The organism is Bradyrhizobium sp. LMTR 3 (assembly GCF_001693485.1).
In the GTDB taxonomy this organism is placed as follows: Bacteria; Pseudomonadota; Alphaproteobacteria; order Rhizobiales; family Xanthobacteraceae; genus Bradyrhizobium.
In genome coordinates this window covers 119,087-136,492 of record NZ_MAXC01000001.1, presented here as the reverse complement: position 1 = coordinate 136,492, position 17,406 = coordinate 119,087, and the positions used below count along the sequence as shown (strand labels likewise).

General features: G+C 62.8%; 18 protein-coding genes. 9 read left to right on the top strand and 9 right to left on the bottom strand.

From position 1 onward, the window contains the following. Positions 1–153: 153 nt before the first annotated feature. Positions 154–3,483, top strand: coding sequence for an adenylate/guanylate cyclase domain-containing protein (locus LMTR3_RS00655; RefSeq protein WP_065743178.1), 3,330 nt, complete (start codon positions 154–156; stop codon positions 3,481–3,483). Positions 3,484–3,684: 201 nt separating this feature from the next. On the opposite strand, the gene LMTR3_RS00650 is transcribed toward LMTR3_RS00655, so the two are convergent. Beyond that, a complete protein-coding gene (locus tag LMTR3_RS00650) occupies positions 3,685–4,170 on the bottom strand; it encodes a Crp/Fnr family transcriptional regulator (RefSeq protein ID WP_065743333.1) in 486 nt (161 codons plus the stop codon). 133 nt (positions 4,171–4,303) lie between these two features. Beyond that, positions 4,304–4,621, bottom strand: coding sequence for an ArsR/SmtB family transcription factor (locus LMTR3_RS00645; protein ID WP_065743177.1), 318 nt, complete (start codon positions 4,619–4,621; stop codon positions 4,304–4,306). A gap of 53 nt (positions 4,622–4,674) precedes the next feature. Between LMTR3_RS00645 and LMTR3_RS00640 the strand changes: the two genes are divergently transcribed. The 3 genes from LMTR3_RS00640 to LMTR3_RS00630 all read left to right on the top strand — a co-directional run bounded on the left by LMTR3_RS00640 (position 4,675) and on the right by LMTR3_RS00630 (position 8,703). Beyond that, positions 4,675–5,640 (top strand): threonine/serine dehydratase, encoded by a 966-nt coding sequence (locus LMTR3_RS00640; RefSeq protein ID WP_065743176.1) that lies wholly within the window; start codon positions 4,675–4,677, stop codon positions 5,638–5,640. A gap of 195 nt (positions 5,641–5,835) precedes the next feature. Next, positions 5,836–6,861, top strand: coding sequence for a Fe(3+) ABC transporter substrate-binding protein (locus LMTR3_RS00635; RefSeq protein ID WP_065743175.1), 1,026 nt, complete (start codon positions 5,836–5,838; stop codon positions 6,859–6,861). Between the two features lie 195 nt (positions 6,862–7,056). Then, positions 7,057–8,703 carry an ABC transporter permease gene (locus LMTR3_RS00630; RefSeq protein ID WP_065743174.1) on the top strand — a complete coding sequence of 549 codons (1,647 nt, stop codon included), beginning with the start codon at positions 7,057–7,059 and terminating at the stop codon, positions 8,701–8,703. A gap of 107 nt (positions 8,704–8,810) precedes the next feature. Here LMTR3_RS00630 and LMTR3_RS00625 read toward each other — a convergent pair whose 3' ends face one another. From LMTR3_RS00625 to LMTR3_RS00615, 3 genes are read right to left on the bottom strand one after another with little or no spacing between them, the layout of a single operon-like run. Continuing rightward, the gene (locus LMTR3_RS00625; protein ID WP_065743173.1) at positions 8,811–9,464 is read right to left on the bottom strand and encodes a GNAT family N-acetyltransferase; all 654 of its coding nucleotides are present in this window, start codon (positions 9,462–9,464) and stop codon (positions 8,811–8,813) included. Positions 9,465–9,468: 4 nt separating this feature from the next. Further along, complete coding sequence (locus LMTR3_RS00620; protein ID WP_057847341.1) at positions 9,469–10,119, bottom strand: 3-oxoacid CoA-transferase subunit B; 651 nt, start codon at positions 10,117–10,119, stop codon at positions 9,469–9,471. Then, positions 10,119–10,856, bottom strand: coding sequence for a CoA transferase subunit A (locus tag LMTR3_RS00615; protein WP_028350172.1), 738 nt, complete (start codon positions 10,854–10,856; stop codon positions 10,119–10,121). The genes LMTR3_RS00620 and LMTR3_RS00615 overlap by 1 nt, the downstream gene beginning before the upstream one ends. Positions 10,857–11,121: 265 nt before the next feature. Between LMTR3_RS00615 and LMTR3_RS00610 the strand changes: the two genes are divergently transcribed. Then, positions 11,122–13,059 carry an AsmA family protein gene (locus LMTR3_RS00610; RefSeq protein WP_065743332.1) on the top strand — a complete coding sequence of 646 codons (1,938 nt, stop codon included), beginning with the start codon at positions 11,122–11,124 and terminating at the stop codon, positions 13,057–13,059. Between the two features lie 76 nt (positions 13,060–13,135). Here LMTR3_RS00610 and LMTR3_RS00605 read toward each other — a convergent pair whose 3' ends face one another. From LMTR3_RS00605 to LMTR3_RS38285, 3 genes are all read right to left on the bottom strand, one after another. Then, positions 13,136–13,606 carry a hypothetical protein gene (locus tag LMTR3_RS00605; RefSeq protein ID WP_141686410.1) on the bottom strand — a complete coding sequence of 157 codons (471 nt, stop codon included), beginning with the start codon at positions 13,604–13,606 and terminating at the stop codon, positions 13,136–13,138. 50 nt (positions 13,607–13,656) lie between these two features. Continuing rightward, entirely contained in the window at positions 13,657–13,884 is a 228-nt protein-coding gene (locus LMTR3_RS00600; RefSeq protein ID WP_065743171.1) for a hypothetical protein, read from the bottom strand. A gap of 147 nt (positions 13,885–14,031) precedes the next feature. After that, positions 14,032–14,442, bottom strand: a complete 411-nt coding sequence (locus LMTR3_RS38285) for a hypothetical protein (protein WP_176721794.1) — start codon at positions 14,440–14,442, stop codon at positions 14,032–14,034. 96 nt (positions 14,443–14,538) lie between these two features. On the opposite strand from LMTR3_RS38285, the gene LMTR3_RS00590 reads away from it, so the two are divergent. The 4 genes from LMTR3_RS00590 (at position 14,539) to LMTR3_RS00580 (ending at position 17,057) form a co-directional block, all read left to right on the top strand. Next, positions 14,539–14,718 (top strand): DUF3072 domain-containing protein, encoded by a 180-nt coding sequence (locus LMTR3_RS00590; RefSeq protein WP_065743169.1) that lies wholly within the window; start codon positions 14,539–14,541, stop codon positions 14,716–14,718. A gap of 303 nt (positions 14,719–15,021) precedes the next feature. After that, a complete protein-coding gene (locus LMTR3_RS36000) occupies positions 15,022–15,183 on the top strand; it encodes a DUF2934 domain-containing protein (protein WP_084029342.1) in 162 nt (53 codons plus the stop codon). A 123-nt stretch (positions 15,184–15,306) separates the two neighbouring features. Then, entirely contained in the window at positions 15,307–16,581 is a 1,275-nt protein-coding gene (locus LMTR3_RS00585; RefSeq protein ID WP_065743168.1) for an SDR family oxidoreductase, read from the top strand. Further along, complete coding sequence (locus LMTR3_RS00580) at positions 16,578–17,057, top strand: DUF2269 family protein (RefSeq protein WP_065743167.1); 480 nt, start codon at positions 16,578–16,580, stop codon at positions 17,055–17,057. The genes LMTR3_RS00585 and LMTR3_RS00580 overlap by 4 nt, the downstream gene beginning before the upstream one ends. Before the next feature lie 67 nt (positions 17,058–17,124). Here LMTR3_RS00580 and LMTR3_RS37225 read toward each other — a convergent pair whose 3' ends face one another. Next, complete coding sequence (locus tag LMTR3_RS37225; protein WP_141686409.1) at positions 17,125–17,337, bottom strand: hypothetical protein; 213 nt, start codon at positions 17,335–17,337, stop codon at positions 17,125–17,127. Positions 17,338–17,406: the final 69 nt, after the last annotated feature.

The following is a 17,406-nucleotide window of genomic DNA, read 5'->3' as shown; positions in this document are numbered from 1 at the left end:
CAGCCTGGTTGCGCAACGCTGCGACTCGGTATCCGGCAACCACAGAACAATTGCTTGCAAACGACACGTGGCCATTCGGGAAAAACTAGCATAACATTTCGACTGCAGTAGTCCAAAATTCGGCAAGCCGCCACCTGACCATCGGTGAAGCCAATGCAAGTGATTGCGGACTGGCTGGAGAAGCTTGGGCTCGGGCAGTACGCGTTGCGTTTTGCCGAGAATGGAATCGATATCGGTGTCCTTCCCGAGCTAACGGATCAAGACTTCGATAGACTCGGAGTCCTGCTCGGTCATCGCCGCAAGATGCTGCGCGCGATCGCCGAACTCAAGCAAGTCGAATTGGTCGACGAGCCGGCTCGTCAGCAAGACGCCGAGCGACGCCACGTCACCGTGATGTTCTGCGATCTGGTCGGCTCGACTGAGCTGTCTGCTCGCCTTGATCCAGAGGACATGTGGGAGGTGATCCGCGCCTATCGAACGGCTTGCGCCAGAGTTATTGCCACCTACGACGGCAGCATCGCCAGGTTTGTTGGCGACGGAGTGCTCGCCTATTTTGGTTACCCCCGCGCGCACGAGGATGACGCCGAGCGCGCCGTGCATGCCGGGCTCGACATGATCGCCGCAATAAGGCCGCTCGAAACGCGCGCGGAACAGGTTGAGGTGCGGATCGCGATTGCGACCGGACTTGTCGTGGTAGGCGACCTCATCAGCGGAGGCGCGTCGGAGCCGCAGGCGATGGTAGGCGATACACCGAACATCGCCGCCCGGCTCCAGGGCCTGGCTGAGCCGGGGGCGGTTATCGTTGCTGCTTCGACGCGCGAGCTGCTCGGAGATTTGTTCACTTTCCGTAGCCTCGGCCTGCGCCAGGTCAAGGGCATCTCCGAACCCATCGCGGTCTGGGCGGTCGAAGGTGGGGCGGCGTCGGAGAGCCGCTTCGAGGCGGTGCGCAGGGCGCGCTCGCTGAGCTTTGTCGGCCGTAAGGCAGAAATCGAATTCGCGCTCTCGCGCCAGCGGCTCGCGTGGCAGGGTCAAGGTCAGGTGGTGTTGATTTCCGGCGAAGCCGGGATCGGCAAATCGCGCCTGGTCGCAATGCTCTGCGAGAACCCTGCGTTGGGGGCACACTGCCGGGTGCGGTATCAGTGCTCGCCTTACCACATCAACAGTGCGCTTCATCCCTTTGTCGCTCAACTCGAGCGCGGCGCCGGTATCAGGTCACAGGACACGTCCGAGCAAAAGCTCGACAAGCTTGAGGCAATGCTTGCACTTGGAACGCAGCAGGTGGCCAACGCCGCACCGCTGATCGCAGCACTTCTTTCGATCGCAACAGGCGAGCGCTATCCGCCGCTCGGCTTGAATCCGGTGCAGCAGCGGCGACAAACGTTCGCAGCCCTGCTCGATCAGCTTGAGGGTTTGGCCCGGCAGCAACCTGTGCTGATCGTCTGCGAGGATATGCATTGGGCCGACGCCACGACACTTGAGCTGTTCGATCTCGCGGTCGACCGGATCAGGAGCTTGCCTATCTTCGCGCTCATGACTTTCCGGCCCGAGTTCGAGCCGCCTTGGGCGGGTCTCGCCAATGTCAGCCTACTGCGGCTCGACCGACTTGACCGGCAGGACGCACGCACTCTGATCGAGCAGGTGACCGTCGGTCGACATCTGCCAGGCGAAATGATGACGCAGATCATCGACAGGACGGATGGCATCCCGCTGTTTATCGAGGAACTGACCAAGACAATACTGGAATCCGGACTGCTGGTGGAAGATGCCGGGCGCTATCGCCTTGATCGACCGCTACCGCCACTCGCCATCCCCGCGACGCTGCAAGACTCGCTGATGGCGCGCCTTGATCGACTGGCACCGGTCAAGGAAGTGGCACAGATAGGCGCCGCCATTGGCCGCGACTTCTCATACACATTGCTGCGATGTGTGGCGGGGCGCGATGATCTGACGCTGAACGCCGCGTTGAGGCAACTGGAAGAGGCCGAACTGCTCTTGCGTCGTGGGACGCCGCCGGAAGCGAGCTACAGCTTCAAGCACGCGCTCGTCCAGGAGGCGGCTCATGAGAGCCTGCTAAAGAGCCGCCGGCAACTGCTGCACAAACACATTGGCGATGTGCTGCGCGACCAATTTCCGGCCATCGCCGAGACCGAGCCGGAAGTCGTGGCCTATCACTTCACCGAAGCGGGACTCGACGGCGTTGCCCTCGATTGGTGGCGCAAGGCAGGCCAGCAGGCGCTCAAGCGCTCCGCCTATACCGAGGCAATCGCGCATCTCGGCAAGGCAATTGCGATTGCCGACGCGCTGCCGGATGACCCGGGTCGAACCATGAACCGGCTTCATCTTCAAATCACCTACAGCCGCGCGCTGCGGGGCAACCTTGGGCACAGCGCCCCCCAAACCGTCGCCGCATGGACGCGCGCTCGGCAATTCGCGGCTGATATCAATGATCCGGTTGAGCTGGCGCCAATCTATTCGGGATTGTTCAATGCCTGTCTGACGCATGGCGAGATCGCGCCGATGTGGGAATTGGTGGATGCAACCATGAACGCCGCCAAGAGACATCCGGACTCCCCAGTGGCCACAGTTGTCGCACATTGGACAAACGGGGCGACCTGCTGGTTCGGCGGCGACTATATGAACGCGAGAACGCATCTTGAGCAGGCGCTTGCGGCCTATGGTGCCGAACCGAATCTTGAGACCTTCAGGGCTTCAACGCTGGACCTGCCGTTCGTCATCATGAGGTTTCTTGCTCTGGTGCTTTGGCCGATCGGACAGATTGATCGCGCCCGCCGGCTCGCCGCGGAAGCGGTGCTTTCCTCGGGAGAAAAGCGAGCGCTCTCCCAAGCCAATGCGCTCGTCCATAAGGCGGTTTTCGACGGACTGTGCGGCGGGCCGTTACAGCAAACAGAGACAATCCTTGCGCTCGCCCTCGCTCGCGACCATACGATGCCGTTGTATGTTGCCGCAGGCACGTACCTCACTGGCCTTGCAAAGTGGCGCGCCGGCGACCGAGAGGCCGGGCTTGCGGAAATGCGTCGAGGTTGGACCTTGCTGCATGAGAATGACTGTTACCTTTGCGAACCGTTTTGGGGAATGCAGGTTGCCGTGGCGAATGCAGCGGCAGGACAAACGGACACTGGGTTGGAGATACTGCGCGAGTTGATCGACGTGACGGAACGGTCTGGTCAGCATTGGCTCGATGCCGAACTGTATCGTGTGCGGGGTGAGCTTCTATTGCGTCGCGACCCGACGAACCTCTGCGGGGCCGAAAGCGCCTTTAACCAGGCGCTTGAGATAGCCCGAAGCCAGCAAACGAAAGCTTTCGAATTGCGCAGCGCAATTGGACTTGCGCGTCTTTGCATCAACAACGGCCGGGAAGCGGCCGGATCCGAGGTGGTCGCGCGAGCGCTCGTCGATTTTGAAACGGGGCAAGACCTCCCCGAAATCGAACAAGCGAAGGAACTGCTCGAAAAAATCCACTAGCTCTGCTGCGTCATGGCCGCTCAAACCCCTCATCCTGAGGAGCCGCGAAGCGGCGTCGCGAAGGATGTAGGCCACAGACGGGGCCTCATGGTTCGAGACGCGCGGAGCCTGTCATCGGGCCGCGCTTCGCGCGGACCCGTTGGCGCTCCTCACCATGAGGGGCTTATGCAGTACGACCAGCCGATGCTTCTACCAATGCAGCTAGAGTCTGGAGTCGGATTGCCGATCCGAGCCTGGCGAAACCTGCGTCGGCGGCAGGTTGATCATGCTCTGAAGGAGTTCGCCGACCATCGAGAGATGGTTACCCTGACCGGCATATTGATGCATCAGGTCGGCCAGATAGGTATTGGCGACGTTGAGGCGTTGCGCCAGCAGGCGCGCGATCAAGAGCGCCATCGCCGGCTGGTCGCGCAGAAACGCCGCGGCGTCGTCGAACTCGTAGACGACGGAATCAGCGGCGGCGCGCACGGTCGCAGTATGCGGCTGCTCGAGCAGCACCGACATTTCGCCCAGCATCGCCCCCGGCTCGGTCAGGACGGCGACGACGCTATCGCCCTTGATGACCTCCAGCCGCCCTTCCAGCAGCACGAACAGATGTCCGGTCCTGCTGGCTTCATGGATCACGAGCGTGCCCGCCGGCACGGCTCGCTTCGTCCCTCCGGTACAATAGTCCAGCACCGCACGCATCGGCATTCATCTCCTTGTCGGCCAAGACTAGGCACGGATGATGCCAAGGTCGAACGGATAACATACTCCGCGCTGCTCAAAATGTCGGCAATGCCGGCGGTCGCAGACGGCGCCGCCTTAGCAAGGCCGAACTTCAGATCCTCGCGAGCATGGCCGCTTTCAGCTTTGCGATGCGCGCTTCATCGCGCTTGTAGAACGTCCACTGCTTGACGCGCTTGGCGCTCACCAGTCCCGCTTGCGCCAGTATTTTCAGGTGCTCGCTCACGGTGGGTTGGCTGACGCCGAGCTTTTCGGCAATCAAGGCCCCGCACACCCCGTCCTTGACGAGATCGCCGTCGACCTGCTCGCGAAAATGCGCCCGGGGGCGTTTCAGCCACTCCAGGATCAAAAGCCGCCGATCGTTGGCGAGCGCGCGAAAAGCAGGCTCGACGTCGTCTTGCAAAGAAGGCATATTGCTAATTAGCTAAATGACTAATTCCTGTCAATTGTGGGGAGTGCCTTGCAATGAACGCGCCGGTGGATGCCGTAACCTCGGAAACGATCGCACAATGCGACCGGCTGATTCGGCCCTTTATCCGGCGGACGCCGATCGTCGAGGTCGATGGTGCCGAGTTCGGGCTTCCCGGCCGGACGCTGACGCTCAAGCTCGAGCTTCTGCAGCACTCCGGCTCATTCAAGGCGCGCGGCGCTTTTGCCAATCTACTGACCCGCGATGTGCCCCAGGCCGGCGTCGTCGCGGCGTCGGGCGGCAACCATGGCGCGGCAGTCGCCTATGCCGCGATGAAGCTTGGGAAGCCGGCCAAGATTTTCGTTCCGAGCGTCTCTTCGCCGGCGAAGGTGCAACGCATCCGCGACTATGGCGCCGACCTCGCGATCGAAGGCGACCGTTATGCCGATGCGCTCGCGGCAAGCGAGACATGGGCGCAGCAAACCGGCGCACTGCCGGTGCCGGCCTTCGACCAGAAGGAAACCATCACGGGACAGGGAACGATCGGCCTTGAGCTCGCGGAGCAGGCACCTGACATCGACACCCTGCTCGTGTCCGTGGGTGGTGGTGGGCTGATCGCCGGGATCGCGGCCTGGTATGCCGGCCGCATCAAGGTGGTCGGCGTCGAGCCGCTTGCATCGCCCACGTTGACCAGGGCCCTTGAAGCCGGCCATCCGATCGATGCCGAGGCCGGCGGGCTGGCTGCGGATTCGCTTGCGCCACGGCGCGTCGGCGAACACGTCTTCCCGATCGTCCAGAAATATGCGCGACAAACCGTACTGGTTTCCGACGCCGCGATCGCCGACGCACAGGCGACGCTTTGGCGCGCCCTGCGCATCGTTGCCGAGCCGGGCGGCGCAGCAGCGTTCTCCGCGATCCTGTCGGGCGCCTACAAGCCCGCCGCCGGCGAACGCATTGCAGTCGTCATCAGCGGCGGCAACACCGCTGCGGTCGATTTCGACCTCGCTATGCGCAGCCGATAGGTTGTGCCCCTGGCGAGCTGCGTCCCCGCCGTGCCTCGCGGACTGCAAGGTACGATGTCTCAATATTTGGAATCACTCTAAACTGCAGCGTGGAATCCTTCTAAATCGAGCCGTTCGCGACATCCGGTCGCTGACGGCCCCATGGCCGCTGCGCTACTGAGACGGGCATCTTCATCAGCTTTGTCGGGCAGCCCCATGATCAATATTCGCGCCACCGCCGCAACCGCAGCGTTGCTTTGTTTTACCGCGTTCGGAGCCTCGACGGCGTCCGCTGACGGCGAGGTCAACGTCTACACCTACCGCGAAACCAAGCTGATCCAGCCTCTGTTCGATGCCTTCACCAAGGATACCGGCATCAAGGTCAATGTCGTCTCCGCGAGCTCTGGTCTTGAGCAGCGCATGAAGGCGGAAGGCGCCAACAGCCCCGCCGACGTACTCCTGACGGTAGACATCGGCCGCATCGACGAGGCCGTGCAGGCCGGCGTCACCCAGCCGATCAAGTCGGTGGTGATCGACGAGATCGTGCCGGCGCAATATCGCGATCCGGACGGCCACTGGGCCGGCATTTCGATGCGCGCGCGGGTGATCTACGCCTCGAAGGACCGCGTCAAGCAGGACAAGATTACTTATGAAGAGCTCGCCGATCCCAAGTGGAAGGGCAAGATCTGCATCCGCTCCGGCCAGCACATCTACAACAACGGGCTGTTCGCGGCGTACACCGCCAAGTACGGCGAGGCCAAAGCCGAGGAATGGCTGCGCGGCGTCAAGGCCAACCTGGCGCAGAAGCCTTCCGGCGGAGACCGCGAAGTCGCGCGCGATATCGCGGCCGGCAAATGCGACATCGGCGTCGCCAACACCTACTATTGGGCGCTGATGATGAACAACGATCCCGAGAAGAAGCCGTGGGCGGAAGCCACCAAGGTGGTCCTGCCGACGTTTGAGGGCGGCGGCACCCACGTCAACCTCTCCGGCGTGCTGCTGGCCAAGCAGGCGCCCAACAAGGCCAACGGCGTCAAGCTGATCGAATGGCTGGTCGGTGACAAGGCGCAAAAGATCTACGCCGATTCAAACTACGAGTATCCGGTTCGCGCCGGCGTCGCCGTCAATCCGACGATTGCAGGCTACGGCAAGCTCAATGCCGACCCGCTGCCGATCGCCAAGATCGCCGCCAACCGCAAGGCGGCCTCGACGCTGGTGGACAAGGTCGGGTTCGATAATTGAACGGCTGGGTGGGCGAAGGATTAGAATTGTGATCTCTCGCCTGGCACAACTGCGTCCCCTCCCCCCGTTAGGGAGAGGGGTAAGCCACACGAGCAGCATCGCCCGTGGCCACCCCTCTCCCCCGCCCTCCCCCGCAAGGGGGGAGGGAGCCCACCTGCGCAAGCTGAGACGCCTTAGCCCGCTTCGTGTGCGAACGTGAGTCCTGTCACGCGCTCGGGCCGCATCGCGGCAGCGATTGCGGTTGCGACCGCCATCCTCGTCGCGGCTCCCGTCATCTCGATCATCGCGCTCGCGCTGCAGCCGGCGCCTGACGTCTGGCGGCACCTGATCGACTACGTGCTACCGGCTACCATCTTCGACACCGCGTTCCTGCTCGGCGGCGTCGCTGCCCTGTCGCTAGCGATCGGCACCGGCGCGGCGTGGGCGGTGTCGCTGCATGAATTCCGCGGCCGGAAAATGCTGCTATGGCTGCTGCCATTGCCGCTTTCGATCCCGACCTATCTCGCCGCTTACGTCTATGTCGACCTTTTCGAGCCGCTGGGCCTGGTCCACAAGACGCTCGCACACTGGCTTCCGCTGCAGGACGCGGTGCGCATGCTTCCGAATTTGCGCTCGCTGCCGGGCGCGGTCGTTGTGATCGCGCTGGTGCTTTACCCCTACGTCTATCTTTCGGCGCGCACGATGTTCCAGTACCAGAGCGCGGAATTCGCCGAGGCCGCGAAGACGCTCGGTGCCAGCCGCTGGACCACCTTCTGGCGTATCTCGCTGCCGATGGCACGTCCCGCGCTGGCGGTCGGCGTCGCGCTGGTATCGCTGGAAACGCTGAACGACATCGGCGCCAGCGAATATCTGGGTGTCCGTACCCTCACGGTGTCGGTGTTCACGACCTGGCTCAACCGCGGCAGCCTCGCCGGCGCCGCGCAGTTGTCCTGCTTCATGCTGGCGATCGTGGCCGGCCTGATCGCGGTCGAACGTTACGGACGCCGCAATGTCACGACGGAGTTTTCCGCCGAAAGCCCGCGGCTCACGCCGCGGACCCCGCTCACCGGCATCAAGGGCGGATGTGCGTTCGCGGCCTGCCTGCTGCCGGTGGTGCTGGGATTCCTCGTGCCGCTCCTGTATCTCGCACAGCAGAGTTTCAAGCGCGGGCTTTTTGCCAATTTCGACGTCGCGCTGTGGCGCGATGCATTCAACTCGGTCGCCTTCGCAAGCATTGCCACGCTGACCGCGCTTCTGCTCGGCTTTGCGACCATTCTCGCGTGGCGCTGGCGGCCGAGTGGGTTGCGCTTCGTCGCAATGAACATCGCGCAGACCGGCTACACGCTGCCGGGGCTGGTGCTGGCGCTCGGCCTGCTCGCGCCGGTGCTTGCCATCGACAATGCGCTGAACGCACTCGCCGGATGGCTTGGGCAATCGCTGCCGGGATTGATCGTGATCGGCTCAGGTGCTGCCGTGGTGATCGCCTATGTGATCCGGTTTCTGGCGGTGCCGACCGGATTCATCAAGGCCGGGTTCGAGCGGATCCCACGCGACTACGACGACAGCGCGCGCGCCGCCGGCGCCGGCCAGACCACGACGATGCGGCTGATCCATCTGCCGCTCTTGCGCCCCGCCATGCTCGGCGCGGTCATTGTCGTGTTCGTGGATTGCCTGAAGGAATTGCCGGCAACGCTGCTGTTGCGGCCGCTCAATGTCGAAACGCTGGCGACCTCGATCTACCAGTACGCCAGCCGCGGCAGCTTCGAGGAAGGTGCGCTCGCCGCGCTCCTGATCGTAGCCGCCAGTATCGGCCCGGTGGCGTGGCTAACGCGGTTTTCGGACGTGCCAGCCGGCCCGGCGTGAGTGACGTGGTAGGGTGGGCAAAGCGCAGCGTGCCCACCATCATGAGCCCGGCGCGAGATGGTGGGCACGGCGCGAAGAGCGCCTTTGCCCACCCTACGCGACCGTTCTCAAATCGCGCGCACAAACCGCCGGAAGCCCGGCGAACCGGTCAACACTTCGAACGCGGGATCGCGCTTTTCTTCGGCAAAGGAAAAGCCTGCCTTCGCATAACACCGCTCCGCCGCCTCGTTGCCGATCAGAAACGAGATCGATGCCTGCGCGAATCCTGCATCCCTTCCGGCGGCGAGTGCGTGGTCGATCAGCGCCTGCACCAGCCCGCGGCCGCGATACTCCGGCAGCGTGGCGACATGCTCGATCAGCCAGTCGCCCTCACCGCCCTGCACCCAGCAATTCGCTCCATAGGCGCCACGCCGGAAGATCGCCGTCAGATCGGTGGCGCTCAGCCCGATCGCGGCCGCCACCTCCTTGATCACCGCGCGCGCAGCGGCCTCGGTGCCGGCCGCGGGGAGCGCGCAGAGCGATGCCGCCGGCTCACCCTCGACCTCAGCGACGATGAACTGGGTGATGTGCCACCACGAGTGGGTTGGCGCGAGCGCGATGCATTCGACGAACGCAAGGCATTGCGGCTCGTCCCAGCCAAGCGCGATGTCGAACCAGCCGCGTGGGAACGGGCCGCGCTGCGAGGCCAGGATGTTGCGGGCAATGAAGCCTGCGTCTTCGGGACGCGCGGGACGGATCGCAGGCTGCGACCGTCCCGCCATCACGTCAGACGTTCTTCAGCGCGACGCGGAACTCGGCTTCGGTCTTGGCCTTCACCTCGTCCAGCGTGACGCCATCGGCGAGCTCGATCAGCGCCATGCCGTCCTTGCCGTGCTTGTCGATGGTGAAGACCGCAAGATCGGTCACCACCATGTCGACCACGCGTTCGCCGGTCAGCGGCAGGTTGCATTTCTTCAAGAGCTTTGGGCCGTCCTTGGCGGAATGCTCCATCACCACGACGACGCGCTTGACGCCGGCGACGAGGTCCATCGCGCCGCCCATGCCCTTCACCATCTTGCCGGGGATCATCCAGTTGGCGAGGTCGCCGTTCTGAGCCACCTGCATCGCACCGAGGATCGAGAGATCGATATGGCCGCCGCGCACCATGCCGAACGAATCGGCCGACGAGAAATAGCTGGTCGACGGCAATTCGCTGACCGTCTGCTTGCCGGCGTTGATCAGGTCGGCGTCCACCTCGTCCTCATAAGGGAACGGGCCCATGCCGAGCATGCCGTTCTCACTCTGCAGGCTGACGTCGATACCTGCAGGGATGTAGTTCGAAACCAGCGTCGGAATGCCGATGCCGAGATTGACGTAATAGCCGTCGCGCAGTTCCTTCGCGGCGCGCGCCGCCATCTGTTCGCGGGTCCAGGCCATCAGATTTCTACTCCCGTTGCCGCCGCGGACGCGCTCGATGGGCGCGGGCGGGTGTTGCGGAACTCGATGCGCTTCTTGGCCGTGCCGACCTCGATGATACGTTTGACGAAAATTCCGGGCGTATGGATGTGGTCGGGATTGAGTTCGCCGGCCGGAACCAGGTGCTCGACCTCCGCCACCGTGATCTTCGCGGCGGTCGCCATCATCGGGTTAAAATTGCGCGCGGTCTTGCGGTAGATCAGGTTGCCGGCAGTGTCGCCCTTCCAGGCGTGGACGATGGCGAGATCGGCGAACAGGCCGCGCTCCATGATGTATTTCTCGCCGTCGAACTCCTTCACTTCCTTGCCCTCGGCGATCAACGTGCCGACGCCGGTCTTGGTGTAGAACGCCGGGATGCCGGCGCCGCCGGCGCGGATGCGTTCGGCCAGCGTGCCCTGCGGGTTGAACTCGAGTTCCAGTTCACCGGCGAGGTATTGCTGCGCGAACAGCTTGTTCTCGCCGACGTAGGACGAGATCATCTTTTTGATCTGCCGCGTCTCCAGGAGCCGGCTCAGCCCGATGCCGTCGACGCCGGCATTGTTGGAAACCACCGTCAGATTCTTGACACCGGAATCGCGGATCGCGTCCGACAGGGTCTCGGCAATACCACACAGACCGAAACCGCCGGACATGATCATCATGCCGTCCTTGAGAACGCCGTCGAGTGCCGATTTGGCGTCGGGGTAAACCTTGTTCATGAAATATGACCTGATGGAGGGGAACGGCCGAAGCCGGCATTATCTTCGGATTATTAGGCGAATTCTTCGCGGTGCGTCAATGACGGGTGGATTATGCCGCCGAACTGCCCACCGAGCGCCATGTCGGCCTTGAAAGCGTCAAGAAAAGCCTTCAAGTTGTGTGGGTTGGCACGGGGTTAACGTTTGCGCCGCCTGCCCTAATCAACTGAGATACTTTAGCATCAAACCGAGTTCGGTTTAGCCAGATCCGGATATGTCACTGACGATGGCCCAAGGAATGAAGCGCCTCGGGGTGCCGGTTGCAGCGCTGTTCGGCGTGGCCGTGCTCGCCCTGATCGGAACCTCCTGGTTCATCAACCGCGACGCGCTACGGCAGGCGGTCGAGGCGCAGATCCGCGCGGTTACCGGGCTCGATCTGGTGGTCACCGGCGCGATCGACGTATCGGTGTTTCCGGGCAGCTATGTCTCGTTCCACAATGTCGGGCTGAAGGGCGGCGGCACCACCGACCCTGCGCTGCAGGTCGATGTTTTGACCGCAAATCTGCGCCTGCTGCCATTGCTTCTGCGCCGTTTCGAAATCGCAGACGTCATGATGTTGCGGCCGCATATCCGCGTCGTCAGAGAGGCCGGCGGTCAGAGCAACTGGACGCCGTTCGTCGAACGCATCGCGCGCACGATGAAGCCTGGCGCCGAAAACCAGGTGTCGTTCTCGGAAATCAGGATTCAAGACGGTGTGCTCAAATACGAGGATGCTGCTAACCGTGTCACCGAACAGCTCGGTGACATCGATCTTTCGCTGGCCTGGCCGTCGATCTCGCGCTCGTTCGCGGCGACCGGACAATTCGACTGGCGCGGCGAACGCGTCGACGGCTCGATCTCGGCCAGCGACTTCGTCGCGATGCTCTCGGGCGACCGCTCGGGTCTGAAGGCGCGGCTGGTCAGCGCGCCGCTGAAGCTCGCCTTCGACGGTGCGGTCGCCAACCGCACCAGCCTGATGATGGACGGCACGGTGACCGTCGACAGCGTATCGCTGCGCAACGCGATGCGCTGGATGGGACAGCCGGTGCCCGGCAGCGGCGGATTCGGCCGCTTCGCGCTGAGGGCCCGCGCCAATGTCGTCGGCGCCTCGGTTGCGCTGACGAATGTGAATGTCGAACTCGACGGTAACGTCGCCGAGGGCGTGATGACGGTTGCCAATAACGGCCGCCAGACGCTGCAGGCGACGCTCGCCGCGGGCAACCTGGATTTCACGCCCTATATCTCGACCTTCCGCCTGCTTGCGAGCGGCGCGCGCGACTGGAACCGGCAATTGTTCGACCTTACCTCGCTCTCCGCCACCGACCTCGACATGCGCCTGTCGGCGGCGAGAGTGACGGTCGGCCCAACGAGACTCGGTCGCACCGCGTTCGGCGCCAATCTGCGCGGCGGCGCGCTGGCGCTCTCGGTCGGCGAAGCCCAGATGTATGGCGGCATCGCCAAGGGCTCGTTCGGCATCGCGCGTTCGGATGCGATCGCCGACGTCAAGGCGCAGTTCCAGTTCACCGATGTCGATCTGCAGACCTGCGCCAGCGAATTGTTCGGCATCACCAAGCTTTCCGGCCGCGGCAATCTCGGCGTCTCGTTGATGGCATCCGGCTCGAGCCCGTTCGGCCTCGCCTCCTCGCTCGACGGCACCGCCACGCTCACCGGTCATGACGGCGCGATCGCCGGCTTCAATGTCGAGCAGTTGCTGAAGCGGCTGGAGCGGCGGCCGCTATCCGGCGGCGGCAATTTCCGCTCCGGCACGACACCCTACGACAACCTCACTGTTTCGGTGCACTTCAACGACGGCATCGCCACCGTCGAGGATATCCGCGTCGACGGACCGACCACGCGCCTGACGCTGACCGGCACCGCTTCGGTGCCATCACGCGAATACGACCTCAAGGGCATCGCGAGCCTGACGTCGACCGCCGGCGACAAGGGCTTCGAGCTGCCCTTCGTCGTGCAGGGCCCGTGGGATGATCCACTGGTGTTTCCCGATCCGGAAAGCCTGATCCGCCGCTCGCCGGGCGCAGCGCCCCTGCTCGATGCGGTGAAGGATCGCAAGACGCGCGACGCGGTGCGCTCGGTGATCGAGCGGTTTACCGGCGGAGGATCGCGGCAGGCCGTGCCGGAGGCGGCGGCGGACGCGCCGGCTAATGCACCGGCGAAGGCGAATTAACGTAGGGCGGATTAGCGTCAGCGTAATCCGCCCTAACGCCCCCCGAGTTGGCGGATTGCGCCTTCGGTAATTCTCCCTACTGGCCTTGGTAGCTGGAAGACAAAGCGACAACATCGACCAATGCGGCAGCTCCCGCCGCAACGGCGATCACCAACGTGAACGCGTGAAGGAGATACTTCTTATACGCAGGCCGGCTTTCGCGCTCAGCCGCAAATTCTCTTGCGAACGGTTTTGAGAAAACGAGGATCAATGCGGCAGCCAGACTCAGAACTCCCATTATCGCGCCCCAGATGACGCCAACATGCACCCGGCCAGCAAAGCCCCAAAATGCAAAGGCGGTAGATCCCGCGCCAAGGAAGTAGAATGCCGCACCTGCGTATCGCGCAATTTTGCTGAACAACCAGAGGCCCACCAAAATAACCAGCGCTGCCACCGCGTGGACCGCAAGACCATCGCTAAGGCGTGGCACATACCACTGCGAATAGATGAAAAGGCTGCAATTCACGGCTGCGATTAAAGCCAAAAGGTAAAGCGCTGCATCGCTCAAGCATGCAACCTCCTCCAAATTACTACGCTCAATTCCATCGCAAGCGATCTTCAGGGAATGTTGTTGTTGCTGCGACCACCAATGCTATGCGGCCTGTTGAGGAAGTAATCCCGATTGCCCAGCGCCGCCTCGGCATATTGATCGATTGCGACAACGATCGCCTGGACATGAGCATGGCACCATCCCTCCCGCGTCGCCCGGATCCGAACCTCCGCCAGGGCTTTCAGCCACGGCGGGTTATCTGCGTTGGGGTCGTACCATCTGAGCGGTCCTGACATCGCCGGCCTCTGTTAATGAAATCTTCCAACTCCGCCCGCTTGCGCGCGAGCAGGAGCTGCGCCCGCGCGTTATCCAGGCCGGATTGATTGAGCTGACGAGCAAGCTGATCCAGTTCGGCAATCCGCCGGCGCAGGGCTTGAATGGGATCATCGCTCACGGCTGCCTCGAGCCTTCTCCGTTCCGATCGAATCGGAACGGGGCTCTGGATTTTTTATCTGACGCGTTTTCTTGCCGCGAACCGGCTCCCACCCCGGATCAGGTCCGGGGCAGGCTTTCGCTGGAAAACGCCCTGACGCCCCGATCGCAGGCTTCCTGCTGACCGCACGGACATCCAGCTTCAGCCGCTCATCGACATTGAGCAGCCGCTCTTCGCCGCCGAGCCGGTTCCGCTCGCCGATGAGGCCGACCATGGTGACCCGCATGGCCATCAGACGCGTTGCCGCTTCCGAACAGTCCTCATCGCGGTTGAGCTGTTTGCGGATGTTATCCTCCGCGCCCAGCATCTCCGACCGTAAGAGCCTGATTTTTCTGCGAATTTCATTCAATTTGTTGTCCATGGGCCACCTCGCTGCGGTAGAACCTCATAAGAACAAATAAAGAACAAATTTCAAGTTAAGAGTTCGGATCAAATCAAAGATTCTTTGAGGTTTCAGATGTCCCGGCTACCGGACCAGGTGGATGCGCCGATGACGCCGCGCCAATTGGCGACGCTGCGCACGCTCAGCGCCGAGGCCTACCAGCCAAAACTGTTCGAGAAAAACCTGACGGCCAGGGAAGCCGAGCAGCGGATTGCCGCGCTGAAGGCGGAGATCGAATTGGCGGATTCGTTCTGAGCCGCTTGCCCCGGTCCCCCTGACCGGAACGAAGGGACATGGAGAGCCGCCACAGCCCAAACCGACGCGCCACCTTCAATCCAAAACCGACCTAAGCCGGTTTGATCTAGGAACATTGCTCTTCGCTGCGTGCTTATCCCTGAATGAAGGAAGCCGTCACGCGGTGCCGCGTGCAGGCGCGATGTCCCGCTCCCACCCGCGAGGAAACGGGATCGCAGCCCTGCGCGACAGCCGTAAGCCTCGACGCGCGCTGAGATCGGCCACGCGACAGCTACCGTACAGGGATGGATGGAGGAGACCCGGATGAGCGAGCCGACCGAGCAGGAAATCAAGAACCGCGCCTATGAGATCTGGGTACGCAACGGCAGGCCCGAAGGCAAAGAGGAGGAATTCTGGCGGCTTGCGGAGCAAGAGCTGCGAAATGAGGACAAGTCGTCGCCGGTCCGCACGCCCGACACCCTGTAGACGGAAGCGAACCTCGCGGGGCTCTTGTGGGCCACGTTGCTTGAAGCGCTTCCCCTTCTGGGGGAATTCGTTCGGGGCGTACGTTCTCGGAAGCAGGCGTGACTTCTCGACGCGGAGCCGGTCATGAAGATTGCCGTGGTAGGAGGGACCGGACTGATCGGATCGGCAATCGTGGCTCACCTGTTCTCGCGTGGTCATTCCGTCGTTTCAATGAGCAGAAGCGACCATTCCAGTTCTGGAACTCATAGGGTCGACATCTCCGAGGCGAAGTCGCCTGCATACTGGCTGCCGCATCTCGATGGCGTCGAGGCGGTTGTGAATTGCGCAGGGGTGCTCCAGGACAGCCCCGGCGATTCCACCTCAGTGGTGCATCATCACGGCATCGCAAACCTCTTTGCCGCTTGCGAGCAGCTCCAGATCCGTCGCGTCATCCATTTTTCCGCCATTGGCGTCGACCGCGAAACCCCGAGCGATTTTTCTCGATCGAAGTTATGCGGCGACAAGGCGCTGATGGAGCGCGATCTCGATTGGGTCATCTTGCGGCCTTCCGTCGTGATCGGCCGCGCGGCCTATGGCGCCAGCGCGCTGATGCGAGGGCTGGCTGCGCTGCCCGCCATTCCCGTGATGCCGAACACTGGACAGCTCCAGATCGTCCTGCTTGAGGACGTGGTGCAGACCGTGGAGCATTTTCTTGATCCTGCTGCGCCCGCGCGGCAGATTATCGAGCTGGTCGGCCCGCAGCGCTATTCCTTCGGCGAGGTCGTTGCGCTGATCCGCCGCTGGTGCCGTTGGCCGCCGGCGCGGGAGATTCACCTGCCGCAATTCGCTTCCGGCCTCATGTACAAATTCGGCGACATGGTTTCGTATCTCGGCTGGCGGCCTCCCGTACGCAGCACCGCCGAACGGGAAATGGTGCGCGGCGCCATTGGCAATCTCGAAGACATGCAGCGGCTTGGGCTGCATCCCAAAAGCCTTCCGGAATTCTTCGCCTCTGAACCGGCTTCCGTGCAGGAACGCTGGTTTGCCGGCATGTACCTGGTCAAGCCCGCGATCTTTGTCGTCTTGTCCCTGTTCTGGCTCTCGACCGCGTTTGTCTCGCTGGGACCCGGCTGGGGTTACGGCATGGGCCTGATGGGGGAAGGCGGCGTGGAAGGGACGGCCGCCGCGCTGACGGTCATCGCGGGCGCCTTGGCCGATCTGGTCATCGGACTTGCGATCGCCTACAGGCCGACCAGCCGCTACGGCCTCTATGCGGCCATCGCGATTTCCTTCGCCTACGCGATCATCGGCACCATCCTGGTGCCGCGGCTCTGGGCCGATCCGCTGGGGCCGATGCTGAAGATCTGGCCGATCATCGTGTTGCATTTCGCGGCGCTGGCCGTGCTCGAGGACCGATGACGCTGTATTTCGTCCTCAAATACCTCCATGTCGTCGGCGCCGCCGTGCTGCTCGGCACCGGCGCGGGCATCGCCTTTTTCATGCTGGCGGCTCACCTCGGCGGCAAGCCGGCCGTGATCGCGGGCGTCGCCCGCATCGTCGTGATTGCCGACTTCATCTTCACGGCGACCGCCGTCGTCGTGCAGCCGATCACCGGCACGTTGCTCGTGCTGAACGTCGGCTATTCGTTCTGGGATGGATGGATCGTCTGGTCGATCGTGCTGTACGTCATCACCGGCGCGCTGTGGCTGCCGGTGGTGTGGATGCAAATGCGCCTGCGAGACCTCGCCGTGATCGCAACGGCAGACGGCAAGCCGCTGCCGAAAGAATATCACCGGATCTTCTGGCTATGGTTTGCGTTTGGCATTCCGGCGTTCACTGCGGTGGCGATCATAATGTGGCTGATGATCGCCAAACCGCAGATCGGGTTTTTCTAGACACATCGGCTATCGTTAAGGATGAAGCGTTCGTCGCCCGGATGAGCGAAGCGACATCTCCGGGCTTTTAACTGCCTCCGCCTATCGCTGCGAATGCGATACTTGCTGCTGCACCCAGCAGGGTCTTCGATGCCGAGTGGCGCTGAGCCACACCGTCGGTCAGCACATGCTCTTCCGGCATGTCGGGATGCAAAAATGATTGAACCAAATGATTGAACCAAAATGCCCAGACGTCCTTGCCGCATTTGCGCCCTGAATATCCCCCTACAGAAGTTTGCATCGCCCCATCTGGATCGCGCCGCGCGCCTGGGCTAGTCTTTTATCCAACCGGTTAACAAGCCGGCGTTTT